Annotated in this window: 24 protein-coding genes; 12 read left to right on the top strand and 12 right to left on the bottom strand. The window is 60.3% G+C overall.

Annotated elements, in window-relative coordinates:
- The first annotated feature begins 20 nt into the window (after window positions 1-20).
- Window positions 21-671: an outer membrane beta-barrel protein gene (locus Q5H92_RS11310; RefSeq protein ID WP_305011634.1), complete on the top strand. Its 651-nt coding sequence runs from the start codon at window positions 21-23 to the stop codon at window positions 669-671.
- Window positions 672-849: 178 nt separating this feature from the next.
- On the opposite strand, the gene Q5H92_RS11305 is transcribed toward Q5H92_RS11310, so the two are convergent.
- From Q5H92_RS11305 to Q5H92_RS11275, 7 genes are all read right to left on the bottom strand, one after another.
- The gene (locus Q5H92_RS11305) at window positions 850-2,109 is read right to left on the bottom strand and encodes a hypothetical protein (RefSeq protein ID WP_305011633.1); all 1,260 of its coding nucleotides are present in this window, start codon (window positions 2,107-2,109) and stop codon (window positions 850-852) included.
- A 71-nt stretch (window positions 2,110-2,180) separates the two neighbouring features.
- On the bottom strand, window positions 2,181-2,972 hold the full coding sequence (locus Q5H92_RS11300; RefSeq protein WP_305011632.1) for a DUF2490 domain-containing protein: 792 nt from the start codon (window positions 2,970-2,972) through the stop codon (window positions 2,181-2,183).
- Between the two features lie 184 nt (window positions 2,973-3,156).
- Window positions 3,157-3,882: a hypothetical protein gene (locus tag Q5H92_RS11295; protein ID WP_305011631.1), complete on the bottom strand. Its 726-nt coding sequence runs from the start codon at window positions 3,880-3,882 to the stop codon at window positions 3,157-3,159.
- Window positions 3,879-4,286 carry a GntR family transcriptional regulator gene (locus tag Q5H92_RS11290; protein WP_305011630.1) on the bottom strand — a complete coding sequence of 136 codons (408 nt, stop codon included), beginning with the start codon at window positions 4,284-4,286 and terminating at the stop codon, window positions 3,879-3,881. The genes Q5H92_RS11295 and Q5H92_RS11290 overlap by 4 nt, the downstream gene beginning before the upstream one ends.
- A 15-nt stretch (window positions 4,287-4,301) precedes the next feature.
- Complete coding sequence (locus Q5H92_RS11285; RefSeq protein ID WP_305011629.1) at window positions 4,302-5,099, bottom strand: hypothetical protein; 798 nt, start codon at window positions 5,097-5,099, stop codon at window positions 4,302-4,304.
- Window positions 5,083-5,940, bottom strand: coding sequence for an ABC transporter ATP-binding protein (locus Q5H92_RS11280; RefSeq protein WP_305011628.1), 858 nt, complete (start codon window positions 5,938-5,940; stop codon window positions 5,083-5,085). The genes Q5H92_RS11285 and Q5H92_RS11280 overlap by 17 nt, the downstream gene beginning before the upstream one ends.
- A 277-nt stretch (window positions 5,941-6,217) precedes the next feature.
- Window positions 6,218-6,448 carry a hypothetical protein gene (locus tag Q5H92_RS11275; RefSeq protein ID WP_305011627.1) on the bottom strand — a complete coding sequence of 77 codons (231 nt, stop codon included), beginning with the start codon at window positions 6,446-6,448 and terminating at the stop codon, window positions 6,218-6,220.
- A gap of 108 nt (window positions 6,449-6,556) precedes the next feature.
- On the opposite strand from Q5H92_RS11275, the gene Q5H92_RS11270 reads away from it, so the two are divergent.
- Window positions 6,557-7,807, top strand: coding sequence for a hypothetical protein (locus Q5H92_RS11270; RefSeq protein ID WP_305011626.1), 1,251 nt, complete (start codon window positions 6,557-6,559; stop codon window positions 7,805-7,807).
- A 53-nt stretch (window positions 7,808-7,860) separates the two neighbouring features.
- Here the strand turns inward: Q5H92_RS11270 and Q5H92_RS11265 are convergent, their stop codons facing one another.
- The gene (locus Q5H92_RS11265; RefSeq protein WP_305011625.1) at window positions 7,861-8,331 is read right to left on the bottom strand and encodes a hypothetical protein; all 471 of its coding nucleotides are present in this window, start codon (window positions 8,329-8,331) and stop codon (window positions 7,861-7,863) included.
- A gap of 17 nt (window positions 8,332-8,348) precedes the next feature.
- Window positions 8,349-9,050 (bottom strand): hypothetical protein, encoded by a 702-nt coding sequence (locus tag Q5H92_RS11260; RefSeq protein WP_305011624.1) that lies wholly within the window; start codon window positions 9,048-9,050, stop codon window positions 8,349-8,351.
- A 297-nt stretch (window positions 9,051-9,347) separates the two neighbouring features.
- Here Q5H92_RS11260 and Q5H92_RS11255 point away from each other — a divergent pair, with 297 nt between their 5' ends.
- Window positions 9,348-10,034, top strand: a complete 687-nt coding sequence (locus Q5H92_RS11255) for a leucine-rich repeat domain-containing protein (RefSeq protein WP_305011623.1) — start codon at window positions 9,348-9,350, stop codon at window positions 10,032-10,034.
- Window positions 10,035-10,036: 2 nt separating this feature from the next.
- Here Q5H92_RS11255 and Q5H92_RS11250 read toward each other — a convergent pair whose 3' ends face one another.
- From Q5H92_RS11250 to Q5H92_RS11240, 3 genes are all read right to left on the bottom strand, one after another.
- Window positions 10,037-11,665, bottom strand: a complete 1,629-nt coding sequence (locus Q5H92_RS11250) for an acyl-CoA carboxylase subunit beta (RefSeq protein WP_305011622.1) — start codon at window positions 11,663-11,665, stop codon at window positions 10,037-10,039.
- Between the two features lie 211 nt (window positions 11,666-11,876).
- A complete protein-coding gene (locus tag Q5H92_RS11245; RefSeq protein ID WP_305011621.1) occupies window positions 11,877-12,881 on the bottom strand; it encodes an MlaD family protein in 1,005 nt (334 codons plus the stop codon).
- Window positions 12,882-13,001: 120 nt separating this feature from the next.
- On the bottom strand, window positions 13,002-13,808 hold the full coding sequence (locus Q5H92_RS11240; protein WP_369811138.1) for an N-acetylmuramoyl-L-alanine amidase family protein: 807 nt from the start codon (window positions 13,806-13,808) through the stop codon (window positions 13,002-13,004).
- Between the two features lie 265 nt (window positions 13,809-14,073).
- Between Q5H92_RS11240 and Q5H92_RS11235 the strand changes: the two genes are divergently transcribed.
- The 9 genes from Q5H92_RS11235 to rimM all read left to right on the top strand — a co-directional run bounded on the left by Q5H92_RS11235 (window position 14,074) and on the right by rimM (window position 24,322).
- Window positions 14,074-17,166 (top strand): putative LPS assembly protein LptD, encoded by a 3,093-nt coding sequence (locus Q5H92_RS11235; protein ID WP_305011620.1) that lies wholly within the window; start codon window positions 14,074-14,076, stop codon window positions 17,164-17,166.
- A 127-nt stretch (window positions 17,167-17,293) separates the two neighbouring features.
- Entirely contained in the window at window positions 17,294-17,677 is a 384-nt protein-coding gene (locus Q5H92_RS11230; protein WP_305011619.1) for an ANTAR domain-containing protein, read from the top strand.
- A 166-nt stretch (window positions 17,678-17,843) separates the two neighbouring features.
- Window positions 17,844-18,659, top strand: a complete 816-nt coding sequence (panB, locus tag Q5H92_RS11225; RefSeq protein ID WP_305011618.1) for a 3-methyl-2-oxobutanoate hydroxymethyltransferase — start codon at window positions 17,844-17,846, stop codon at window positions 18,657-18,659.
- 271 nt (window positions 18,660-18,930) lie between these two features.
- Window positions 18,931-20,433, top strand: a complete 1,503-nt coding sequence (gene creD, locus Q5H92_RS11220; protein ID WP_305011617.1) for a cell envelope integrity protein CreD — start codon at window positions 18,931-18,933, stop codon at window positions 20,431-20,433.
- A 152-nt stretch (window positions 20,434-20,585) separates the two neighbouring features.
- On the top strand, window positions 20,586-21,296 hold the full coding sequence (locus tag Q5H92_RS11215) for an RluA family pseudouridine synthase (RefSeq protein WP_305011616.1): 711 nt from the start codon (window positions 20,586-20,588) through the stop codon (window positions 21,294-21,296).
- A 212-nt stretch (window positions 21,297-21,508) separates the two neighbouring features.
- On the top strand, window positions 21,509-22,297 hold the full coding sequence (locus Q5H92_RS11210) for an acyl-CoA desaturase (RefSeq protein ID WP_305011615.1): 789 nt from the start codon (window positions 21,509-21,511) through the stop codon (window positions 22,295-22,297).
- Window positions 22,298-22,540: 243 nt separating this feature from the next.
- Window positions 22,541-22,981, top strand: a complete 441-nt coding sequence (locus Q5H92_RS11205) for a DUF2846 domain-containing protein (RefSeq protein WP_305011614.1) — start codon at window positions 22,541-22,543, stop codon at window positions 22,979-22,981.
- A gap of 128 nt (window positions 22,982-23,109) precedes the next feature.
- Window positions 23,110-23,655, top strand: coding sequence for a 30S ribosomal protein S16 (locus Q5H92_RS11200; RefSeq protein ID WP_305011613.1), 546 nt, complete (start codon window positions 23,110-23,112; stop codon window positions 23,653-23,655).
- 97 nt (window positions 23,656-23,752) lie between these two features.
- Window positions 23,753-24,322 carry a ribosome maturation factor RimM gene (gene rimM, locus Q5H92_RS11195; RefSeq protein ID WP_305011612.1) on the top strand — a complete coding sequence of 190 codons (570 nt, stop codon included), beginning with the start codon at window positions 23,753-23,755 and terminating at the stop codon, window positions 24,320-24,322.
- Window positions 24,323-24,347 lie beyond the last annotated feature (25 nt).

Here is a 24,347-nt window from a genome sequence, read left to right as displayed (position 1 = left end):
CTCAAACAATAACTTTCCAAATGAAACACTTCTTCACTGCGGCGCTCGTTTTGGGCGCTCTCACGGCCCAGGCCCAGCAGGGCTCGCTCTACATCGGCGGGCAAGTCGGTTTCAATACTTCCAACACCGAAGTGGACGGCACCGGCGGCTCCAGCACTATCCGAAAAGCCAGCAACTACAGCTTTTCGCCTGAAATCGGCACCTTCCTCACCAACCAGCTGCAGCTCGGCGTGGGTGTCACCGTCAGCGGCTCGCGGCAGGAAACGCCCATCTCGCCGAACAGTACCGCCATCTCGCGCACCAACCGCTTCGGGGGCACCGTGTACGGCCGCTACTTTTTCGGCGAAGGCAATTTCCGCCCCTTCCTGGGCCTGAACGTGTCGGTGTTGCCCGGCAACAGCACCGAGGAAAGCGGCGGCCCTTTCAACAGCACCACCAAGTACACCACTCTGGACCTGGGCGCCAACCTCAACGCCGGCTTTGCCTACGGCCTGAACACGCGCTGGACCGTGGTGGGCTCGTTTGGCACGCTGGGCTTCCAGCGCTCCACCTCGAAGCGGGATGACATTAACTACAAAACCACCACCACCGACTTCGGCCTCAACGCCAACACGCTCGGCAATCTGTTCACGGTGGGCGTGTACTACACGTTCCGCGAGGCGGATAAGTAGGGCGGGCGGCTGGGCGAAACGCCAAAAAGCACGTCATGCTGAGCGGAGTCGAAGCATCTCTACCGCAATAGTAAACCCAATTGGAAGGATTAGTTATGCGGTAGAGATGCTTCGACTGCGCTCAGCATGACGTGCTTTCTTACTCCGCCGCTTCCCTCCTCACCTCCTTCCCCGCCCCCTACAGCTTAAACACGGCCTCGCACTCGCCGTCGGCGTTGCCTTTGAAGGCTTCTACCATGCCATCGGCTGAGATTTTGATGGCCGTGCCGAACGGGGCCAGCGTGCGCGTGGCGGCCAGCCGGCCGCCGCCCACGCTGCCGCCGCTGATTTTCACGATGGCCCCCACCGCCAGAATCTCGCCCTGGTACTGGATGATGGTGGCCCCGTCGATGCCTACCAGTTCTTTGCGCATGGCGCGGCTCAGCTCTTGGAATTTGCGGCCCTGAATCAGCCGGCTCACGACGCGGCTTTTCATGGAAGTGGGGTTTTCCAGGATGTCGGCGCGCTTCACCACGCTGTCGTCGCTGTTGCCGTCGTCGTGGATGAGGCCCTTATTGTTGGCGTACGGAATGGCCACCAGGCAGCCGCCCGTGCGGGCAAACGACACGTCGAGGATGGTTTCGTACATGGCCTTTTTCACCTCAATGGAGGCGCCGGGCATGGTTTTCAGGGTGGAGTCGTCGTTGTAGTAGTTCCACTCGCCGTTGCGCTTCGAGAAGAACAGCTTCTGGTCTTTGAAAATGAGTACCTCGCCGTTGTTGGTTAGTGTGAGGCAGAGCTTATTATCGTCGGCGCAATTGGCCACCGAGATGAAGCGGGCGGGCGCGAAGGTGTTGGCGTCGGCGCTGTTTATCGTAAAATCGACGTACTCCAGCAGGGCGCCCTGCGCCGATACCAGCACGCCGCTGTCGACGCCGTTGGAGAGCGGGGCGAAGAAATCATGGTCCAGAAAATCCGTAATCAACGGGTGGCTTTGCGTCACCTTTTTCGGGTTGTTCAAATCCACCACAATGGTGAACGTGGGCTTGCGGCCTTCGTACGTCCGCGCCGACCAGCTGTCGAACGAATCCAGAATGTTGACCAGCAGGTCGCCGTTGTGCTCCGACAGAAAGTGGCAGATGCCCACCTCAATGGCGTAGCCAATCACCCGCTCCTGATACGGCGACGCCGTCTTGTCGAAATTCTCTACAATCTGGGCCACAATGGCTTTCACGAGCTTCACGTCGTCGCCCGTGAACTTCTGGTTGCGCTTTATCTCGACTTTGCAGCGGGCCTTTTTGGTTTCGCTGATGTGCATCGTCTGCCCGTGGCCGGTGAGGGCGGCCAGCTCGTGGGCGTGTTGGTGCTCGTCGTGCTGTAGCTCGGGCGTCATCACCGAGCCCGCCAGCAGCGGGCAGATATATTGCTGAACAATCTGCTGGAAATCTTCTTCTTTCATCGGCGTGAGCAAGGCCTGTAAAACCAGCTACGAAGGTAGCAGCCAGGCCGTCCGTGCCTCGTACTGCCGGCCTAGTCCTGCTGCGAGGGCAGGCGTTCCTGGCCCGGCGGCACAGCGCGGTGCGAGAACTTGTAGGTGAGCGCCAGCACGATGTTGTTTTTGGCCGCCGTGTTTTGCAGTACAAACTGGTCCTGCCGGATGGCGTAATTGTAGTTGGCCTGATTCACGTAGCCCAGCTGCACAATGAGGTGCTTGGTGAACTGGTAGCCCACGCCGCCATACACGCGGTTGCGCTCGAACACCGGGCCGCGCGGGTTGAGAAAAATCTCGTCGTAGGCCGAGAGGAAGAGCGTGCCGGTGGTAATGGTTTTCTTGTTGAGCGGAAAAAAACCATTGAGACGGTAGCGGATGCGCTGGCGAAACGCGGAGCTGTCGTCGCGGAAATTGAACCAGCGCTGCTCGATGCGGTAGCGGTGTTCCAGCTTGAGGCGCTTGGAATACTGGGTGAGCACGAGCTGTTCCCAGAGGCGCTTTTCGGTGTTGAGCGGGCCATCTTCCAGCGCCCGATAGTCGGAGGTAGAGTAGCGGCCGCCGCCCACCAGCACGGTGAAGTTGGGGTCGATGTCGAAGCTGGCGCCGCCCTTTATTTCATAGTAGAAAAATTGCCGGGCCAGGGCATTGGAGCGGCCCTGCAGCTCCACGTAGCCGCCCCAGCGGTGCTCGGCACTGCCGGGGAGCTGGGCGGTTAGAATGACCCAGCTGCCCCAGGGTTGCACGGGGTTGAGGGGCGTTTGGGCGTGGGCGCGGAAGCTTGCGGCCGCTGAAAAAGCCAGTAATAGTGCGCCGGTGGCCGTTTTATTCATCCCGATGGTACAGCGGCAAAAGCATGGCCACTCGTTCTAGGCACAAAGCTACTGGTACATTGAGGCAAACGCAGGCACTCATTGCAACTGAATAAGAAATCAAAAAAGCCGGCCGCCAGCGAATCCGTCGATTCGCCCGCAGCCGGCCCGTCTGTTGCAGAAAAAGATGAGAAAAGCGTAGTTCTTAGCGCTGGCCCAGGTTGTGCAGCCCGGCGCCCGTGAGGGTGGCCCGGGCGCTGTCGCCGAACTGGGTGCGCAGGTTGGCGATGCCGCCGGCGTCGAGCAGCAGTTGGCCTTCATTCTGCACGTTCAGATAGGCGGCGGCTATGCGGTTTGTGTTTTCGATGCGCAATACCGGGTGGCTGCCGGGGCTGTGGCCGGCCTCGGCCCGCAGGAAGCCCAGTTGGTTGCGGGCCAGCTCTACCTGGGTGCCGTGGTCCTGCTGCACGTTCAGGCTGTCCTGGCGGAAGCCCTCGATGCGCAGGGAAACGCCGGTGTGGTACTTTCCAGTCACGGGTTTGCCGTTCATCAGGTACGTGCCGGTGGCGGTGAGCTTGGCGAGTTGGGGCAGGCTGATGGTCAGGTTCTGGCGACTATTCAGCGACTGGCGGTCTTCGGGGAAAACCAGCGCAATGGTCAGGCGCTGGCCTTGCTGGGTCACCTTCACGTACTTTTCGGCGTCCTTATTCAGGCGCACGCTGTAGGGGCCGGCCACCACTTTCAGGCCCACAATGTTGGCGGCCTGCAAGTCGATTTCCGAGAAATCCTTGAAGTTCAAGGCCACGGTGTTGTGGGTGGGGTCTTTGTAGGTGCCTTTGAGGTACTCGGCGCGCAGGCCCATGTTGTAGGCCGTGAGGGAGCCCAGCAGCAGCAGCAGCGCCGCCAGCAGCCATTTATTACTGGTTTTCATTGTCCGTTAGAAGTTACGGTGGAAATGGGAAGAGGGGCCGTTTGCGCGGCTTTGAACTCGGTGTAGCGCTGCTCCAGCTCTTCGAGGCTGATGTCGAGCAGAAAAATGGTTTTGAACACCTCCGGCAGCTCCTGCTCCAGGAAGCGGGCCCGGCGCATCTGCTTCACGTTGGCGCCGGCATCGGGCGCCACGAAGAAGCCGATGCCGCGCTTGTTGTACACCACGCCCTGGTTTTGCAGGTATTCGTAGGTCCGCATCACCGTATTGGGGTTCACTTGCAGCTCACTGGCCAAGTCGCGGACGGACGGGATTTTGTCGTCGGGCGGCCACTGCTGGCGCAGGATTTTTTCGCTCACGTACCCGGCTATCTGCAGGTAAATGGCTTCGTTATCGCGGAATTCCATAAGAATTGAGAAGGATTAAAGCTGCTTTTCCGTCACCCGGAAGTACGAGGCCAGCCACAGCAGCCCGGCCAGCAGCAAGGGCACCCAGGCCAGCCAGTTCATCTGGTCGTCGGGCAGGCCAATGCGGAAAAACTGCTGCCCCTCCGAGAACACCACGGCCGTGAACGGGGGCGCCACCCGCATGTCGGCTTTGCCCACTATTAATTTGAGGACCTGATGGTTGAGAGTCGATAACACGCCCATGAGCAGTAGCACAGCAAACGCGGTTTTGATAAAGTGCGCTTTCTCAAAATAGATGGCGCCCCACAGCCCCACGCCGTTCAGCAGCGTCAGGAACCAGAGCACACCTCCTATTTCCTGGCGAGCCGAAGCGGCGAAAATGTTCACCACCTCGGGCGTTTGCCCCGGCCCGACCCCGGCGTACACCACCGCCGCATCGGCCAAGTAAAACAGCGGCGTGAACGCCAGCAGAAAAATCGGCAGCGAGTAGAGCCAGGCCACCAGCCATTTCTCGAAGTGCGAGGCCGGCAACAGCAGCGCCACCGAGGCCCGCCGTCGCTCGCCAAACTGCGCAAACACTGTGCTGGCAAATACCACCCCACCGCCCAGCACAAACAGCATGAAGAAAATGCCCTGCGCCATGACGCTGGGCGCGCTTTTTTGCAGGTAGGTGAGGAAGCCCATGACCACAAACATGAGGCCCAGGCCCACGGCCGCCGTCAGGAGGTAGGCGGGCAGGTGCTCGGCCGTGTGCCGGCCAAAGAGGCGCGCAAAACGCGGAAAGCTGAAGGTTTGGTTACTGGACGGACGCATGGCTGGGCTGGTTGAGATAGGCATAGAAGGGCGCTGCATCGGCGCTGGTGAGGGCGTTGAAGAGCAGTTCCAAATCGACGCGGCTGTAGGCGCCGGTCTCGTTGGGCCGGATGGCCACCGGCCCGCGCACCGACATGCCGGTGTGAAACGCGCCCGGCGCTTCGGCCTCCTGGCCCGTGGCGAAGGTGAGCCGTTCGGCCAACTGGTCGATTTCCTCATTGAGCACGATTTCGCGGTTGTGCACCACCACCACGGTGTCAATCAGGCTTTCGAGGTCGCGCACCTGGTGGGTCGAAATCACCATGCAGCGCTCCTCGCTCAGGGCCGAGGCCAGAATTTTGCGAAACTGCACCTTGCTGGGGATGTCCAAGCCGTTGGTGGGCTCGTCGAGCACCAGCAGGCCGGTGTTGGCGGCCAGCGCGAAGGCAATCATGAATTTCTTCTGCTGGCCGTGCGAAAACTTGTTGAGCTTGGCGCCGCGCGGCACCTCCAGCTCCTGCAGGTATTCATATAGCTGCTCGGCGTTGAAGCGCGGGTAGAAGCCGGCCGTGTGCGCCACAAATTGCTCGGCCGTGAGAGCCGGCGCATACACTTCCTCGGGCAGGAAAAACAGGTCTTCCAGCACTTCGGGCCGGCGGGCGGCAGCCGGCTGCTCGTCAATCAGGCAGGTGCCGGCCCAGGGGAAGGCCAGCCCCACAATGTTCTTGAGCAGGGTGGTTTTGCCCGCCCCGTTCTTACCCAACAGTCCGTAAATGTGTCCCCGGTCGAGCGAGAGGCTGAGGTTTTGGAAGAGCGGGACCCGCCGGGAGTACCCAAAATCGAGGTTTCGGATGCGCACCATGTGCTTGTTGTTTTAGTGTACTAATTATCTAGTACACCACAAACATAAGAGACAGTTTTACATCTGCGCAAATTTTATTTTAGATGGACATGAAAAAGCCCTTACCAGTAACAGGAAGGGCTTTTTTGACTGGAAAATAATTCAGATGATACTTAAAACGTGATGCTGAGCGTAGCCGAAGCAGCTCTACCGCTTCGTCGAATAAGTTAGATTACTTACGCGGTAGAGCTGCTTCGGCTGCGCGCAGCATGCCTGTTCTAAGGGGTACTGCTAATCCCTAAAAGCTGGCCAGAATGAAGTTGCGCCGCTCATCATACTCCACTTCCGTGATGAGGGCTTGCTCCAGCATCCTTTTCAGGGCGCGTAGTTCCGTCAGGGTGCCGTTGGGGCCGGTGCCAGCGGTGGCTTTGGCTCTTCGGACTGCAATGGCTAGGCGGTGGCGTCGGGCGCAGTGGCTACAGGTATCGCCCAGCAAAATATGGCCATGTTCGCAATACTTAGTTTGCATAAATAAAATATCTGGCTGCTAACGAAACTTCAAATATCCAAAGGCCGCGTAGGACGATGCGAAGGTCAAAAATTTCTTTTTCTTTGCGTTGAATCTACCATCCTTGCCGTGCCTCGCCTTCCCCTCCCCTTGCAAGCCGCGCTACGTGAGGCCGTGGCGGCCCGTTTTGGCCAGCCGCTGCGCTACCCCAGCCACTGCGATGCCCTCGAACTGGAGCTGCAGCAGAATGCCGCTACCGCCGGCCGGCGCCTGAGCCCCAGCACCCTGCGCCGCTTCTTCGGCTTGGTCGACAAAGACGGCGGCTACCACTTGCACACTCTCGACACCCTGGCCCGCTACGCCGGCCACGCCGATTTTGCGGCCTTCGGCCAGTCGGTTTCGGGCATGGCCCTGCAGCAAAGCGCTGCCCCCCAAAACGCCACCACCGACATCCCCGAGCTGCTGGCCATGGAGCAGCTGGCCTACCCCGAGCGCCTATTACTGGGGTATTTTCTGGGCCGCATCACGCGGCCGGCCCAGCCCGGGGGCCCGGCTGCGCCGCTGGCCCTGCAGCTGGCCACCCACCCGGCAGGCCAGGAGTTCTACGTTGAATCGTTCGTGGACTTGGCCCACCTCACCGGCGCGTTTGGCGAAGTCCTGGCCACCTACCTTCAGCACAAGCACACGCCGGAAGCGCAGCTTTTCGGCCATGCTGCGCTGTTTCTGGCCGAATTTCTGGCTCAGGACGAGCCCGCCTGGCGCCAGCGGCTAGCGGTAGTGCGGGCGTTGCCCGTGCCGCCCGAGGTGCACGCTTTCCCCCGGGGCCGGCGGGCGTTTGCCGAAATCGTGACGGCCTGGCACGAAGCGCCCAACGGCGTGGTGCCGGCCGAGCTTCTGACCCAGATACGCCAGGAAGCCGCCACTGTGCCGCGCACGGTGGTGCCCCAGGCGCCGCTACCGGCGTTCTACAACCTGTTTCCGGCCGGCTACCACTTTTTTGTGGCCGAGGCGCTTTTCCTTACCGGCCAGTTTCCAGCGCTGCTCGATTGGCTGGCCTTCACCAACCGCGAGTTTCCCGACTTGGCCTGGCTCGAAACCAACGTTTTCGACCAGTTGATGCGCGCCTTCCAGGCCGTGGCCGAGCTGCGCACCGGGCTCATCAGCGCCCGCGCCCCGCACCTGCACCTGCTCTTCAACCTGGAAACCAACAGCTGGCTGCTCGATTATTTCCAGGTACACATCTGGCTGGTGGAGTTGCACTTCGCCGCCGGCACCGACGCGGCCGAAGAAACCCGGCTGCGCAGCCACATCAAGGAGTTTACGGCGCTGCACCGCATGCCGTTTTTTGAGCGCGTGGCGGAGGAAATTGGGGCGGCTTAATTCGGTGCCCCCCGAACGCCGAGCGGAATACTACCGGCCAGCGCGGCTCCCGCTCAGGTAAAGAGTTTGCGCAGCCACTTTCCGAAGCTTGGGCGGCCCACATCGCCATCTTCCAGAGGCAGCTTGCCCAGCAGCGCCCGCACCCGAAAAATGTTTTTCCCCACCACGCTCACCACCTGCCGGTAGTCATCCTGAGCATACAGCAGCCGGTAGGCATACGTGGCAATGCCCTGCGATTCCAGCCGCGCCCGCAAGGCTCGCGCCGCCGGCTCCGACCGCAGCAGGGCCACCAGATGGCGGTGCTCCATCTGCATCACAAAGTCGAAGAAATACTGGCAGGCCACCGCTTCATCGGGCGAGGTGAAAATGGGGGGCTGGTCAGAGCCCCGCTCGGAGTAGAAAACGTCCCACTGCTGTCCCCGACGCATGAGGCAGAAGCCGTCGTAGCTGCGGGTGTTGATGGCGTAGTTGGCGGGGTTGCAGCCTTCGGCCAGCAGGCGGGCTTCCAGTTCGGCGGTGGTCATAGCTGGGGCTCACGTCGTTACTTCAGCAGCGCATTTATTGCTTGTTGCGCTCCTATTGGGCTGTATCCTTTTTTGACACACGCCAAATTGATGAGCTCGGAAGTGAGACCCGAGGCGTACAAATCTTGCGGTTTGGTGCGCTCGTAACGGTCAATTACCCCTTTAAGAGAACCGCTCTTTATTTCTTCGAAAACATCCTGCGCTTGCTCCTTGGTTGAGATTTTTTTCAGTCCTGCTAGTTTTTTCATATAAGCGGAGCTGAAATATGTAAAGTAGAAACCGGTGCGCAAGGCATTGGCACTCATGTTAGCCGTGTCAATTGCGGCTTTGGTCGACCCCAAGCGCTGGGACAAATAACCCACGGCATTATCGTCCACATGATTCAAAATCACGAGCGAATACCTTGTTTCGGGATAGGGCTCCGAAGTAAGCGCGAGTGTATCGAGCTGCTCCACCTTCAGAACATCAAATTTTCCGGACCGGGAAGCAGCAATGATTTTGTAATGCTGCCCCGCCCGCTTCAGCTGGGATGAGGAATAGGGTTTGCCCACAAAGCCTGCTGGATAGCCACGAAATAAGTAGAGCGTATCGTGGCTCTGACGCAGCGTGGTCGTCCCCAGTCCCCTTCCGATGAAATGATAGTCCTGCGTGAGAAAAGCTTGTCCCTGCGCAGGGCCAAACGCGAGTAGTACGGCAACAAGCAGCAAAAATCTTGTCATAATACTACCAGTTTAATAACTAAAAAACAGTACGTTGCGCTACGGCAATTTATCCAACCAGCAAGCAGTTCCTGTAGCCGCGCCAGCATCAGCCGGCCCGCCTGGATGCTCACCGTTTCGGGCTGAAAGGGCGAGAGGCCACGGGCTATTTCGTCGGTATTCACGAACTACCGGCAACCGAGCAGGCCGGGCAGCAGCGTGAAGGCGGCCGTGGTTTTGCCCGCGCCGTTGGGGGCGGCTGGGAGATATGCATATTTGCTATTACTGAACAGCATTTAAGTATTATCAAAAATCAGCATGTATAATTCCAACATATTGAAAAGTGCCTTGTGCTTGCTTGTTGGCGCTATGCCATTAACATGCTGTACTCGTGCAGAAAAACCTGATGATTTCACCAATCTCAAAGTCTTCGAATCCGAACTCTCACAACTGTGTAGGCTGCATCCCGAAATGCGTTGTTCCCCGAGTTTGAATGTTAGCGTGGGGGGCGGACATGTGCTAGCTATCAATATTGACGGGCGCGGTATAGGTGGGCAAGGTCTAAATCGACTTCCAAATTCCATTTACCAATTCAAAAATCTTATGGAGTTTTCACTTCTCAGCACTGATTTTGAACAGATACCAGATTTGAGACCATTCAAAGGTCTTAGGAAGGTTACCATCGAATACAACAGATTCAAGGGACCTGTTCACTTGAAAAACCTTCCTCCTTCGATTGAAGATTTGATGCTGAGCCGGGACGGAATCAAAGAGGTAATAGTTGACGATTCGTTGCCCAATTTATCCTTGTTTGACTTGACCCAAAATCTTATGGATGGCCGAATCAACTCAACGTTTTGCAAACTGCCCAATTTGCAATTTCTAGATATTTCTTCTGGCTGCTGTCTATCCGATGCAGAACAAACGAGAAGAGCCAATGCCGCAAAAGAAGTGCTCTGTAAAAAGGACGTTGGAGTATCAGCTAACCGAAGCTTTACCGACTAGACTCACACCTGAATAACCCCCACGTTGTACGCCTTCTCAATCGGCGCATGATTCGCAGCGGAAATCCCCTCCGAAATCACCTTCCGGGTTTCCAGCGGGTCAATCACGGCATCGACCCAGAGGCGGGCCGCCGCGTAGTAGGGCGAGAGTTGCTCCTCGTAGCGGGCCTTGATGCGGTCGAGCAGCTCCTTTTCGGCTTCGGGGGTGATGACTTCGCCTTTGGCTTTGAGGCTGGCCACCTGAATTTGCAGCAGGGTGTTGGCGGCCGCCGCGCCGCTCATTACGGCGAGTTGGGCGGTGGGCCAGGCCACGATGAGGCGCGGGTCGTAGGCCTTGCCGCACATGGCGTAGTTGCCGGCGCCGTAGCTGTTGCCCACGATGACCGTGAACTTGGGCACCACCGAGTTGGACATGGCATTCACCATCTTGGCGCCGTCCTTGATGATGCCGCCCTGCTCGCTCTGGCTGCCCACCATGAAGCCCGACACATCGTGCAGAAACACTAGCGGGATGCGCTTCTGGTTGCAGTTCATGATGAAGCGGGCCGCCTTATCGGCCGAGTCGGAGTAGATGACGCCGCCCATCTGCATACCGGTTTTCTTACTCTTCACAATTTTGCGCTGATTGGCCACGATGCCCACCGCCCAGCCATCGATGCGCGCCAGCCCGCAGATGAGCGTCTGTCCGTACAGGTCCTTGTAGGGCTCAAATTCGGAGTTATCGACCAGTCGGTTGATGATGTCCATCATGTCGTAGGGCTTCACCCGGTCCGAGGGCAGCAGGCCGTAGATTTCCTGCTCGTCCTGCGCGGGTTTGGCCGGGGCCACGCGGCTGAAACCGGCCGTGGCCTGCCCGCCCATCTTGTCGAAAATGTTGCGGATGTGCGTGAGGCACTCCTCGTCGGTGTCGAACTTGTAGTCCGTCACGCCCGAGATTTCAGAGTGCATGCTCGCGCCGCCTAGTGCCTCGTTGTCGATGCTTTCGCCAATGGCAGATTTCACCAAATAAGAGCCGGCCAGGAACACCGAGCCGGTCCCGTTTACAATCATGGCCTCGTCGCTCATGATGGGCAGATAGGCCCCGCCGGCCACGCAGGGCCCCATAATGGCGGAAATCTGCACGATACCCATGCTGCTCATCACTGCGTTGTTGCGGAAGATGCGGCCGAAATGCTCCTTGTCAGGGAAAATCTCGTCCTGCATGGGCAGGTACACCCCGGCCGAATCGACGAGGTAGATGATGGGCAGCTTGTTTTCGATGCTGATTTCCTGGGCCCGCAGGTTCTTTTTGGCCGTGATGGGAAACCAGGCGCCGGCCTTTACGGTGGCGTCGTTAGCCACCACCACGCACTGCCGCCCGGCCACATAGCCGATGACGACGACCACGCCGCCGCCGGGGCAGCCTCCCTCCTCTTTGTACATCCCCTCGCCGGCAAACGCGCCAATTTCGACCTGCGCCGCGCCCTTATCCAGCAGGTAGTCAATCCGCTCGCGGGCGGTGAGCTTGCCTTTGGCTTTGTGGGCCTCAATGCGCTTCTGGCCGCCGCCGAGGGCGACTTTCTGGAGCTTTTGGGTGAGGTTGAAGCTGAGCTGCTTGAGTTGGTCTTCGTTGCGGTTGAACTCGACGTTCATAAGAAAGGCGGGGTGGGAATTTGGTGGGAATCGGCACAAAAAAATCCGCCCGGGGGCGGATTTCAAAGGTACGGCGCGTTTGAGCGTCATGGCTCAGGAACGTCATGCCGAGCGCAGCGAAGCATCTTTACCTCAATGGCAATTATTTACTACTGCGGTAAAGATGCTTCGCTGCGCTCGGCATGACGTTCTTTTTGCACGGATAGCAAGACTACTTAATCGTCGTCTTTTTCTCCGTTTCCACCACGCTACCGTTGGGCTTGGTCGTGGTGGTTTCCACCTCGGTTTTCTTCTTGCCGCCCCCGCCGCCGAATACCGAGAAATGCACGTAGCGCTTGGGGTTGGCTTTCAGGTCCATCAGCAGGTCATTGGAGCTGGCGGTGGTGGCGGCCAGGTTGTTGTAGAGCGTCGAGTCGTGCAACAGGCGGCCCATCGAGCCTTTCTGGTCGCTGAGGGCGGTATTGAGGCTTTGCACGGTCACCTGGGCGTCGGCCAGGGTGGAGTTGAGGCGGCGCAGGGCAGGGCCCACGGGCGCGGTTTTCAGCGAGTCGGAGAGCTGGCTGAAGTTCACGGCAATGCGGTCGAGCTTGCTGGTGGTTTTGTTGAGGGCGGTGCTCATCTGGGCCAGGTTGCGGGTGATGAGCGCCACGTTGGCTTGGTTGGCGAGGATGAGCTTTTGCAGGGCCTCGGTGCTGGCGCGGGCGCCGAGCAGCGTGCCCTGGATGTTGCTCTGGGCATCCTTGTTCAAGAAGCCGTTGATGTGGGCCAGCGTGGCGCCGACGGTGTCGAGCACGGGCAGGGCTTTGGCCTGGAAGGCGTCGATGCTACTGATGGCCGACTTGGTGCGTAGCTCTTCGCCGCCGCTGAACTGCTTCGTGTTTTTGCCCATGATAAGTGTGATGCTCTTCGAGCCCAGCAGCGAGCCGCTGAGGCCGGCCGTGGTAGAGTCGCCCACCACGATGCCTTTTTCCAGCTCCAGGGTGGCGCGCACGGTATTGCCTTTTTCGGGCTGCAGCTCCAGGTTTTTCACCTGTCCTACTTTGATGCCATTGAGCAATACCTGGGCGCCCACCGTCAGGCCGTCGGCCGAGGGATACACCGCGTAGTAGGTGCGGTCATTGGACAGCAGATTGCTGCCTTTCAGGAAGTTATAGCCTATGACCAGGGCAGCGATGGCGACGATGGCCAGTAGCGCCACTTTTATTTCTTTAGACACGAGTCGAGGTATTGAGTGATAAATTGAGGAATAGGCCGATGCGGTTGACCACCTACGAAAGCCGGCCGCCGAAAGGTCGGCCGGGGGCGAAAGAATAGCCCCGACCGTAGCGCCGGAAGGCTACCCGCCTTCGAGCTCGCGCTTGTATTCGCGGAACGCGCGGTAGATGCCCGCGGCCATATACGATTGATTGGCTTTGTCGTTCAAATACCGCTCCTCGGCCGGGTTAGTGAGGAAGCCGGATTCGATGAGCACCGAGGGCATGGTCGACTTCCAGAGCACGATGAAACCGGCCTGCTTCACGCCGCGGCTGGGGCGTTTCACGCTGGTGCGCAGCTGCCGTTCTACGCGCTGGGCGAAGCGCAGGCTGTTGGTGATGTAGGCCGACTGGAACAACGAAAACATGATGTGGCTTTGGGGCGAGCTGGGGTCGAAGCCGTTGTAGCGAGTCTGGTAGTTTTTTTCCTGCAGAATAACCGAGTTTTCGCGCTGGGCCACGCCCAGGTTGGCGGTTGTTTTGTGCAGGCCCATGGTCCACACTTCGGTGCCGTGCCCGGCGCTGGGGCCGGCGTTGCAGTGCACCGAGATGAACAGGTCGGCGTGGTTGCGGTTGGCAATGGCGGCGCGCTCGTCCAGCTCCACGAACACGTTCGTCTTGCGCGTGTACACCACTTTCACATCGGGTAGGTTCTCCTCAATCTGCTTGCCCAAGGCCAGGATGATGCCCAGCGCCACATCGGCCTCGCGGGCGCTGGCGCCGGCGCAGCCCCGGTCTTTGCCGCCGTGGCCGGCGTCGAGCACCACGGTGCGCAGGCGGTAGCGGTTTGATGAGTTGTCGGCCGATAGCTGGTGGCCGTTCGCTTTTTCCAAATCGGCGGCGATGGTATCGGGCCGCGCCGCGCCGCGGCTGCGGTTAGAATCGGCCACCGGCGACTGGCTGGCCGTTAGCAGAAAGCTAGCGGCTAACAGCCAAGTGCTAATAGCTAATGGGGCAATAATCCGCACGTTGTTCGTTGAAGAGGCGGTAGCGACCTGCTACCTTTGTAGAAGCCCCAAAAGTAAACGAATTAACCGCTACTATACTTTGCCTGCTAGGTTTAGCCTTCGTCCCGAAGCCGGGTTTCGGCCCCGGCCACTCTGCCTGACGGCGGCGCGGCTTCGCCCTGGCGTGCTGGGGTGCCTCTTTTTACTGTTGTTCGGCCTCGCGGGTTCGGCCCAGGCCCAGACGGGGCAGCCCACGCCCAAAAAGACCCAGCGCAAGGCCAAAATCCAGGCCCGCAAGGCCCGGGCCCGCGCCATTCGGCAGGCGCCCACCACGCCGGGCGTCGATTCCAGCACCGTGGCCACGCCGCGGCGCGGCACCACGGTGGCCCCGGCCAAGCCCGGCCAGCGGCCCGGCTCGGCCCCTACCCCGCCGGTGCGCAACATCTCGGCCGACCCGCGCGACCCCGTGGGGCCGCCCCCGCCCGGCGTGCGCAACACAGGCCAGTCGCGCGTGCCCGGCGCCTCGCACCAGCCCGTGCCCGACACGCTGGCCCCCGGCGGCACCGCCCGGCAGCGCGGCACGGCGCCCACCGACACCAGCGGGCTGGTGAACGGCGTGCGCGGCAACGGCGACTCGCTGCAGGTGGCCGCCCGGCCCAAAGGCCAGATTTCCACCACCATAAACTACACGGCCAAGGACTCCATTCAGTTCGACGTGACCAAGAAGATTGCGCGTCTCTATGAAAGCGCCAGTGTGGTGTATGGCCAAACCGACCTGAAGGCGGCCCTCATCACGGTGAACTACGGCACCAACACCATGCAGGCCGAAGGCCGGCAGGACTCGGCGACCAACAAGCGGGTGGGCACACCCATGCTCACCGACAACGGCCAGAAATACCAGGCCCGCAGCATTGCCTACAACTTCAAGAGCAAGAAGGCCAAGGTGAGCGAGGCCGTGACCACGCAGGGCGAAGGCTACGTGGGCGCACAGGTCATCAAGCGCCTGCCCAGCGGCGAAATCAATGGCCTGATGGGCCGCTACACCACCTGCAACCTGGAGCACCCGCACTTTTATATTCAGGCCAAGAAAATGAAGGTGATTCCGGGCGATAAGGTGGTGACCGGGCCGTTCAACCTCGTCATTGGCGACGTGCCCACGCCGCTGGGTTTCCTGTTTGGCTTCTTCCCGACGCCGAACAAGAGCCGGGGCTCGGGCGTGCTGATTCCGACCTTCGGGCAGGCGGCCGACCGGGGCTACTTCCTCACCAACGGCGGCTACTACTTTGCGCCGAACGACTACATCGGCGTGCGCCTGACCGGCGACATTTACGCCGGCAACGCCGATACCTTCGGCGGCTGGGGCGCCACCGCCGACGTGAGCTACCTCAAGCGCTACACCTACCAGGGCAACTTCAACTTCCGCTTCTCGACGCGGCCCAGCAACCAGATTCTGACCCAGGACGCCGTGGGCGTGGGCCAGACCTACATTCGCCCGCCGGCCGCCAATTCGTTCTGGATTACCTGGAACCACACGCCCCAGGCCAAGCCCGGCGGCGGCCGCTTCTCGGCCAGCGTGAACGCGGGCACCAGCAGCTACAACCAAATCAACAGCCTCGATGCCCGGCGCTACCTGTCCACGCAGTTCAGCTCCAGCATCAGCTACTCGAAGCAGATTCGTAACTCGCCCGTCAATTACGACGTCCGCCTGAGCCAGAGCCAGGGCACCGACGGCCGCATGACCTTCACCCTGCCCGACATCAGCGTGGGCGTGGCCCGGCAGTACCCTTACCAGTGGTTCGGCATCAAGCCGGGCCAGGGCGGCCGGCTGGGCGCGGCCACCTACGAGCAGTTCACGCTGAGCTACAACATGACGGCCCGCAACGAGGTGAGCAACATCATTGGTGCCCGCACACTGGCCAACGGCCTGCCCCTGTTGGGCGGCACCACCACCGATACGCGCATTCCGTTCAGCTTCGCCACCCTGGGCCGGCTGCTGCAAAATTCCAACAACGGCATGCAGCACCAGTTTGGCATCGGGCTGGGCTCTTACGACTTAGGGCCGCACGTCAAGTTCAGCCCCTCGGTGAGCTACAGCGAGGTGTGGTATGCCAAAAGCCTGAAATATACCTACAGCCCCGTGGCCCAGGCCGTGCGCATCGACACGACGTACGGCTTCAACCGCCTAAATACCTACTCCGGCTCGGCCAGCCTCAACACCACCATCTACGGCACGTGGGTGCGCCGCGGCACGCACAAGATTCAGGCCCTGCGCCACAAGATGACGCCGAGCCTCAACTACACCTACGCACCCCCTCTGCGCACCCAAGACCGGTTCCCGCTGGGCTCGACCGTGCTCAATGGCTACATCAACCAATTTGGGCAGCGGGTCTATAATACGACAACGGCCAATGAGCTGCTGCTCAACAACTACACTTTCGATTCCTACCAGAGCTTCCTCTACGGCACGCCCGGCGGCGCAGAGCAGAGCCAGATTTCCTTCAGCCTGCAAAACGCGGTGGAGATGAAAATCCGCGACTCGAACGACACCACCGGCCTGAACCCGTTCAAGAAATCCAACCTCATCGAAGGCCTCGATTTCAACATCGGCTACAACTTCAAAGCGGACTCCCTCAAGCTCTCGCCGCTGGGCGTGAACTTCCGCACCCAGATTGCCAAGAAGCTAAACCTGAACAGCAACGCCAGCTTCATTGCCTACCAGCGCGATGGTTCCGGCCGCATCATCAACAAATTCCTGTTCGAGTCCGAACCGCGCAAGCTGCTGCGCCTGGCCTCGGCCAGCTTCGGGGCCACCTATAGCTTCAACCCCGCTACGGGCAAGAAAAAGAGCACCATTCCGCGGGCCGTGGCGCCGGCTAACGACCCCACCCTGGGCACCGTGGGCCCCACCAACTACTACGCCGATTACGTCGATTTCGACATTCCGTGGGAGCTGGCTCTCACCTACGCCGCCGGCTACACCACCAACACCATCCCGCTCACGGCAGAATACATCCGGGCCAATGGCCGGCCGCCCATTCTGGCCCTGAACACAGTAGGCGTCACGGGTTCCGTCAAGCTCACCGAAAACCTGCGCCTGAGCTACAACCTGGGCTACGACATCACCAACCAAAGCGTGACGTACCCGAACATCACCTTCTTCCGCGATTTGCACTGCTGGCAAATCAACGGTACCTGGATTCCCTTCGGAATCACGAAAGGCTACAATTTTACCATTGCGGCGAAGAGCAGTTTATTGCAGGATTTAAAGATTAACCGGAACCGCTACGCGCAGTTTCAGTAGCCGCAGGTTCGTTCGCAGAGGGTTTGGCCACGTTGGCGGGGCAAGGCGGCGTATTGGTCGCTATTGCCAGCACGGACGCCGGGAGCTTGGTTGTTTTGAAAACTCCTTTCGTTTTCTGCACCCGGCTATGAATCCCTTCTTCCTCCGCGTACTCCTGGCCGCCGATTCGGCCCACGAAGCTGCTGCCGTTGAGCACTATTTGCACGATGCCGGCCACGAAGTGGTGCGCGTGGAAGCCCGCGGCGACACCGCCCTCAAAGCCGCCCGCCTCGTTCACCCCGACCTGGTGGTGCTCAGCGGCGCGCCATCCGGCAGCATCGACGGCGCGGCTCTGGCCGAGGCACTGGCGCGCCACGTGCTGGCGCCCACGCCCATCCTCGTCATCACCGACCCGGCCGAGTTGCCCGAGATGCTGGCCCGGCAAATCCCGTCCGCCAGCTGGCCCAGCCATTCCGAGGCCTCGTCGCTGCCCGACCCGGCCCTCGATGCCGATGCGGTGGAGGCCGCCTGAGCGGCCGGCGGGCTGTTGAGTTGTTTTTTCCTGGTGAATATTTCAGCCCCTGTGCTTCGGCCAGGGGCTTTTTGCGGCTGTGGCGGCGCGGGGTAACGAAATTGTTGCCAGCTTTGCCCCGCCAAACGGCCCCCTCACCCCAACCACTGCCGTTTGGCCCATCCCCATGTCCCAGCACAAGGAAGTCAAGCTCATCACCACCCACCAGATGCTCGCCATGAAGCAGCGGGGGGAAAAAATCTCCATGCTCACGGCCTACGATTACTCGATGGCCCAGATTCTCGACGGCGCCGGCATCGACGTGCTGCTCGTCGGCGACTCAGCCTCGAACGTGATGGCCGGGCACGAAACCACCCTGCCCATCACCCTCGACCAGATTATCTACCACGCCCAGGGCGTGGTGCGGGCCGTGAAGCGTGCCTTTGTGGTGGTCGATATGCCCTTCGGTTCCTACCAGGGCAACTCCAGCGAGGCCCTGCGCTCGGCCATCCGCATCATGAAGGAAAGCGGCGGACACGGCGTCAAGCTCGAAGGCGGCGCCGAGGTGAAGGACAGCATCATCCGCATCCTCACGGCCGGCATTCCGGTGATGGGCCATCTGGGCCTCACGCCGCAGTCCATCTACAAGTTCGGCACCTACACCGTGCGCGCCAAGGAAGAAGCCGAGGCCCAGAAACTGCTCGAAGACGCCCGCCTGCTGCAGGAAATCGGCTGTTTCGGGCTGGTGTTGGAGAAGATTCCCGCCTCCCTCGCCAAGCAGGTGGCCGAGGAACTGACCATTCCGGTCATCGGTATCGGCGCCGGTCCCGACGTGGACGGGCAGGTGCTGGTGGTGCATGACATGCTGGGCCTCACCAAGGAGTTCAAGCCCCGCTTCCTGCGCCGCTACGCCGAACTGCACGACATCATGACCGAGGCCGTGCAGCACTACGTGGCCGATGTGAAAAACCGCGAATTCCCAAGCAAAGAGGAAGGGTACTAGATTGATTTCGTATTCAGTCTGAACGACGTAGGGGCGGGGCTTGCCCCCGCCCCTACGTCGTTGGCACCGTTTCAACGATTCCGTTCAACATCCGGGCGGGGGCAAGCCCCGCCCCTACCTCCGTTGGCTTAATTTCTTTATAACCCCAAAGGCCGGGGCCGACGCGCAGCAATGTGCGTCAGCCCCGGCCTTTTTTATTTTCCATCCTCATATATCAATTATTCCAATCCCAACGTTAGCTTTGCAAAACAAAGTACTTCACAAATCACGCATGGGTCCTTTCGCCGCCTTTCCCGCCCGCCCGAACTCCTCCACCAGTTGGGGCATCAGCATCAAGCTCATCATCATCGCGGTGTTGCTGCTGCTGCTGCTCATTCCGTCGAACATGGTGGAAGGGCTGATAACCGAGCGCGCCGAAAACCGCGACGCGGCCACCGCCGAAATCAGCAGCCAGTGGGGCGGGCCGCAACTGGTGCTAGGCCCCGTGTTGGTGTTGCCCTACACGGTGCGCTCGCAAAGCGAAAAGGGCGTGATAACGGAAGAAACGCGCTACCTCAGCCTGCTGCCCGATACGCTGGCCACCACCGGCACCCTGGCCCCCGAACGCCGCCACCGCGGCATCTATGAGGCGGTGGTGTACCGGGCCGGCCTGCGCGTGCGGGGCGCGTTTCAGGCGCCGCCATTGGCCGACCTGGGTGTGCCGGCCGCTGATGTGCGCTGGTCCGAGGCCTTCGTGGCCGTGGGAATTTCTGATATGAAAGGCATTCGCAATGGTCTGGCGCTGAACTGGGACGGCCGCAACCATCCCTTTGAGCCGGGTGTGCCCAACGCCGCGGTGCTGCCCGCAGGCAGCGCGCCCACCGTGTCCACGCAGTTCAACACGGTGCTGAACGAGCGCCGCCGCCTTTCCAAATACCGGGGCGACGACGACGACGAAATGCACAGCGGCTCGGCCACCAACGGCCTGAGCGTGGCCATTCCGATGCCCGACGAAGCCGCCCTCACACGCCGCCACACCTTCTCCTTCGACCTCGACCTGAACGGCAGCACCGGCCTGCTGCTAGCGCCCCTCGGCCGCCAAACCACCCTGCACCTGAGCGCCCCGTGGGCCGACCCGAGCTTTATCGGGGCCTTCCTGCCCGTGCGGCGCACCTTGAACGGCCAGAACTTCTCGGCCGACTGGCAGGTGCTGCACCTCAACCGCAGCTTCCCCCAGCACTGGCGCACCGATACCGACCGCCCCGCCGTAGACGAGTCGACCTTCGGCGTGCGCCTGCTGGTGCCAGTGAATGAGTACCAGAAAACCATGCGCGCTGCCAAATATGCGCTGCTGCCGCTCACGCTCACCTTCCTCGTGTTCTTCTTCGTGGAGGTGCTCACGCGGCGGCGGTTTCACCCGTTCCAGTACATCTTGGTGGGCTTGGCGCTGGTTATTTTCTACGTGCTGCTGCTGGCCCTGGCCGAGCAAATGCCCTTCAATGCCGCCTACGGCTTGTCGGCGCTGGTGATTGTGGGCCTCGTGACGGGCTACGCGGCGGCCAGCTTCCGGCACCGGCGCCTTACGCTGGTCACGGCCGGCGTACTCGTGCTGGTGTACGGCTTCATCTTCGTGGTGCTCCAGCTGCAGGATTACGCCCTACTGGTCGGCAGCCTGGGCCTGGTGGTGGTGCTGGGCGCGGTAATGTTCCTCTCGCGCAACGTGAACTGGTACAACCCCGCACCCGAGCTGCCGGCGGCGCCCGAGCTGCCCGGCGAAGCGCCGGCCGCGCCCTGAGCCGCTCCGGTTTCGCTTCCGCGCGGCGTCGTATCTTCGTGCCAGCAAAAGCAAGAGCGGAGCGCCCGGTGAGTGTGGTCTGATGACGTGCGGAAGCCCCCGAGGGGCCCCTGGCCCGCTCCTGCTCCCTCTCAACCTCCCGCCCCCGCCGCGTGAACCGACCAAACCTCTGGTCTGAAGGCAGAGAAATTCTGTTTGAAGACAACCACCTCCTCGTCATCAACAAGCCCGCCGGCATCCTCGTGCAGGGCGACGCCACCGGCGACGAACCCCTCTCCAAGAAAGCCGCCGAGTACCTGCGCTTCAAGTACAAGAAGCCCGGCGAAGCCTTCGTAGGCGTGTGCCACCGCATCGACCGGCCGGTGTCGGGAATCGTCATCCTGGCCAAAACCAGCAAGGCCCTGAGCCGCCTCAACGAGCTGTTTAGGGACGACAAGATTCACAAAACCTACTGGGCCCTCACCGGCAAGCCGCCCATCCCGGAAAGCGGAACGCTCATTCACTGGCTGGTGAAGGACACCGTGCGCAACGTCACCAAGGCCTACCCCACCGCCCACGGCCAGGGCCTGCGCTCCGAGCTCAAATACGAGTTGCTGGGCCCGGCCGGCAACCGCTACCTGCTCCAGGTGAACCCCGTGACAGGCCGTCCCCACCAGATTCGCACCCAGCTGGCCACTGGCCTGAACACGCCCATCGTGGGCGACGTGAAGTACGGCTTCATCGCCCCGCTGCCTGACGTGAGCATTGCCCTGCACGCCCGCCAGCTGCAATTGCAGCACCCCGTTACGAAAGAAGCGTTGACGTTCACGGCTCCCCTACCTGACGCCCCGCACTGGGACGCGGCGCGCGCGTTCTATCAATAGCCACACGCCAGCGCCTGGTTTTTGCGAATTAAAGCGCTATCAGCCAGCTTTTTTTAACTGCAAACCATTGCGGTCAAATGACGTGCAACATTTTGGCCTTTCGCCTCACCGGCAGCAGCCTGCATATCGGGCGGCCGTAATTTTGTGTTAATAGTGCTGAACCTAAGCTCCGGCGTTTTGCTTGTGCGGTCAGTTCAGTTTTAGCAACCCTCATGGCGATTCTTGTTTTCTTCATTGCCCATTACTACCTCTCGCTGTTCACGCAGACGTTCTATCTGCACCGCTATGCGGCGCACAAGATGTTTACGATGAACAAGTTCTGGGAGAAATTCTTCTTCCTGTTCACCTACCTCTGCCAGGGCAGCAGCTTCCTCTCGCCCCGGGCTTACGCGCTGCTGCACCGCATGCACCACGCCTACTCCGACACCGAGCTGGACCCGCATTCGCCTCACTTCTCGAACAACGCGTTCGATATGATGTGGAAAACCAAGGTGATTTACAACGACGTGGTGAACAACGAGCACGAAGGCGCCAAGCGCTTCGAGGGCGACATTCCGGAGTGGAACTGGCTCGATAAATTTGGCGGCACCGCCTACTCGCGCTTGGGCTGGGGCACGGCTTACGTGCTGTTCTACATCAACTTCGCCACGGCCTGGTGGCAGTACCTGCTGCTGCCCATCCACTTCCTGATGGGCCCCATCCACGGCGCCATCGTGAACTGGGGCGGCCACAAATACGGCTATCAGAATTTCGACAACAACGACAAGTCGATGAACACGCTGGCGCTGGATTTCCTGGCCTTTGGCGAATTATTCCAGAACAACCACCACAAACTGCCCATGCGCGTCAACTTCGGCGTGAAGTGGTGGGAATTCGACCCCACCTACGTCGCCATCTGGAGCCTCGATAAAGTGGGCATCATCAAGGTGAAGCGCAAAAACATGAACCTGAACACGATTTCCAAGCAGGTTCGCACTAAGCGCGAAGCCGTGGCGGCATAGCCGTTCAAACAGTTTCAGAAACGTCATGTCGAGCTTGCCGAGACATCTCGTGTGCCACCACTAATTCAATCGATTGGATTACTAAAGCACGCGGGATGTCTCGGCAAGCTCGACATGACGTTCTAATAGGCTCTGCTGAACCGCTAAAAAGATTCAGCGCTATCAGCTAAAAAAGAGCAAGTTGGGGAAAAGAAGATTTGTCGTTCATTTGCGACTGTATCTTCTTTCCCCCTTCTTTTTTTTATGAAAAAATTGGTTCTCTTCCCAGCCGTTATTTTGATGGCGGCCTTCTCCTCCGCCTTCCGCCCGGCCCCTGCTGGCGATGATGACATGGCCACAGTTTGCATCTACCGCGGCGGCCAGTTCATGGGCGCCCTGGCCAACTACGCGGTGTACATCAACGGGCAGAAAATCTGCAAGCTCAGCAACGAGCGCTACATCGAGTACAAGACTAAGCCCGGCAAGCTCGACATCATGGCCAAAAACGGCGGCGTGGAGGTCTTCAAAAAAGAAACCGGCCTGGAACTGAATGTAGAGGCTGGGCACAAATACTACGTGCGCGGCGACATCAAAACCAGCATCACCCGGGCCCGCATGGAGCTGTCAGAAGTGACCGAAAACACCGCCAAGCGCGACATGGCCAAGCTCACGCCCGACAACTGCCAGCAGACCAACAGCAAATAGGAGCTGGGGCCGGGTGGCTTTTTTGCGTTGGGGCTAGCTAATGCCCTGAACAAATGCTACCTTTGCACTCCCAATTTCGGGAAAACCTCATCCGACGCACGAGCTGCGTCACACAACCCCACCGGTTTATGGCAGTTAAAATCCGCCTCGCCCGCCGTGGCCGCAAAAAGGCCGCGACTTACGACATCGTAGTAGCCGACGCTCGCGCCCCCCGCGACGGCCGTTTCATCGAGAAACTCGGCACCTACAACCCCCAAACCAACCCCGCTACCATCAACTACGACGCCGACCGCGCGTTCTACTGGATGATGACCGGTGCCCAGCCTACCGACACCGTTCGGGCCATGCTCAGCTACCGCGGCGTGCTCTACCGTCGTCACCTGCAGCTGGGTGTTGACAAGGGTGCTATCACCCAGGAAGTTGCTGACCAGCGTTTCAGCGCCTGGAAAGACGAGAAAGATGCCAAAATCGAAGGCAAGCGCACCGGCCTGGTTGACGCCAAAGCCAACGCCAAGAAAGCTGCTTTCGACGCCGAAACCAAAGTGAAAGAAGCCCGCGCCGAAGCTCAGCGTCAGAAAGCGGCTGCTCTGCTGGCCGCTAACGCCCCCGCTCCGGCTGCTGAAGAAGCGACCGAGGCTCCGGCCGCCGAAGCTACTGAAGCTGCTGCCGAGTAGTTTTTAGGTTTCTGAAAACCGAAAGCGTTTGGGAGTTGTGAGCCGGACCGGCTGGCAACCCCCAAACGCTTTTTCGTTTCCCCCTCCCCTGCCCGCCATGACCCTTGACGAAACCTATCAGCTCGGCTACATTCTCAAAACGCACGGCCTGCGCGGCCACGTCGCCGCCCACTTCGACGTGGACGACGTAGCCGACTACCTCAAGCTTAAAACCGTGTACCTCACCCTGCCCGGCGCCCCCACCAAGCTGGTGGAGCATAAAGTAGAAAAGGTACAGACCCAGTTCGGCAACAAAGTCCTGCTCAAGCTGCGCGGCATCGAGCGCATTGAAGAAGCCGAGCTGCTGCGCGGCTCCCAGCTGCACCTGCCCCTGGCTGCCCTACCCGAGCTAGAAGACGACCAGTTTTACTTCCATGACGTCATCGGCTTCACCGTGGTCGATGCCGACCTAGGCGAACTGGGAACCGTGGAAAACTTCTACGAGCTACCGCAACAGGACATGCTGGCCATGCGCTACCAGGGCCAGGAAGTGCTGATTCCGGTAGTGGACGAACTGGTGAGCCACGCCGACCATGCCAAAAAGCAGGTCTACGTGAACCTGCCCGATGGCCTGCTCGACGTCTACCTCAAGCCGAGCACCCGCCAGCAGGACGAAGCAGAAGAATAATGTAGCGTGGACTCTGCGAGTCCGC

Origin of the sequence: Hymenobacter mellowenesis (assembly GCF_030581005.1) — a bacterium.
In the GTDB taxonomy this organism is placed as follows: Bacteria; Bacteroidota; Bacteroidia; order Cytophagales; family Hymenobacteraceae; genus Hymenobacter; species Hymenobacter mellowenesis.
This window is presented reverse-complemented; position numbering and strand designations above follow the sequence as displayed.

What these genes read in the sequence shown, in the direction of transcription:
- Q5H92_RS11255 (WP_305011623.1), top strand. Translation starts at nt 9,348, where the DNA reads ATGTATAATTCCAACATATTGAAAAGTGCCTTGTGCTTGCTTGTTGGC.
- Q5H92_RS11275 (WP_305011627.1), bottom strand. Translation starts at nt 6,448, where the DNA reads ATGCAAACTAAGTATTGCGAACATGGCCATATTTTGCTGGGCGATACC.
- Q5H92_RS11290 (WP_305011630.1), bottom strand. Translation starts at nt 4,286, where the DNA reads ATGGAATTCCGCGATAACGAAGCCATTTACCTGCAGATAGCCGGGTAC.
- Q5H92_RS11280 (WP_305011628.1), bottom strand. Translation starts at nt 5,940, where the DNA reads ATGGTGCGCATCCGAAACCTCGATTTTGGGTACTCCCGGCGGGTCCCG.
- panB (WP_305011618.1), top strand. Translation starts at nt 17,844, where the DNA reads ATGTCCCAGCACAAGGAAGTCAAGCTCATCACCACCCACCAGATGCTC.
- Q5H92_RS11250 (WP_305011622.1), bottom strand. Translation starts at nt 11,665, where the DNA reads ATGAACGTCGAGTTCAACCGCAACGAAGACCAACTCAAGCAGCTCAGC.
- Q5H92_RS11300 (WP_305011632.1), bottom strand. Translation starts at nt 2,972, where the DNA reads ATGAATAAAACGGCCACCGGCGCACTATTACTGGCTTTTTCAGCGGCC.
- Q5H92_RS11285 (WP_305011629.1), bottom strand. Translation starts at nt 5,099, where the DNA reads ATGCGTCCGTCCAGTAACCAAACCTTCAGCTTTCCGCGTTTTGCGCGC.
- Q5H92_RS11310 (WP_305011634.1), top strand. Translation starts at nt 21, where the DNA reads ATGAAACACTTCTTCACTGCGGCGCTCGTTTTGGGCGCTCTCACGGCC.
- Q5H92_RS11210 (WP_305011615.1), top strand. Translation starts at nt 21,509, where the DNA reads ATGGCGATTCTTGTTTTCTTCATTGCCCATTACTACCTCTCGCTGTTC.
- Q5H92_RS11305 (WP_305011633.1), bottom strand. Translation starts at nt 2,109, where the DNA reads ATGAAAGAAGAAGATTTCCAGCAGATTGTTCAGCAATATATCTGCCCG.
- Q5H92_RS11200 (WP_305011613.1), top strand. Translation starts at nt 23,110, where the DNA reads ATGGCAGTTAAAATCCGCCTCGCCCGCCGTGGCCGCAAAAAGGCCGCG.
- rimM (WP_305011612.1), top strand. Translation starts at nt 23,753, where the DNA reads ATGACCCTTGACGAAACCTATCAGCTCGGCTACATTCTCAAAACGCAC.
- Q5H92_RS11230 (WP_305011619.1), top strand. Translation starts at nt 17,294, where the DNA reads ATGAATCCCTTCTTCCTCCGCGTACTCCTGGCCGCCGATTCGGCCCAC.
- Q5H92_RS11260 (WP_305011624.1), bottom strand. Translation starts at nt 9,050, where the DNA reads ATGACAAGATTTTTGCTGCTTGTTGCCGTACTACTCGCGTTTGGCCCT.
- creD (WP_305011617.1), top strand. Translation starts at nt 18,931, where the DNA reads ATGGGTCCTTTCGCCGCCTTTCCCGCCCGCCCGAACTCCTCCACCAGT.
- Q5H92_RS11265 (WP_305011625.1), bottom strand. Translation starts at nt 8,331, where the DNA reads ATGACCACCGCCGAACTGGAAGCCCGCCTGCTGGCCGAAGGCTGCAAC.
- Q5H92_RS11205 (WP_305011614.1), top strand. Translation starts at nt 22,541, where the DNA reads ATGAAAAAATTGGTTCTCTTCCCAGCCGTTATTTTGATGGCGGCCTTC.
- Q5H92_RS11295 (WP_305011631.1), bottom strand. Translation starts at nt 3,882, where the DNA reads ATGAAAACCAGTAATAAATGGCTGCTGGCGGCGCTGCTGCTGCTGCTG.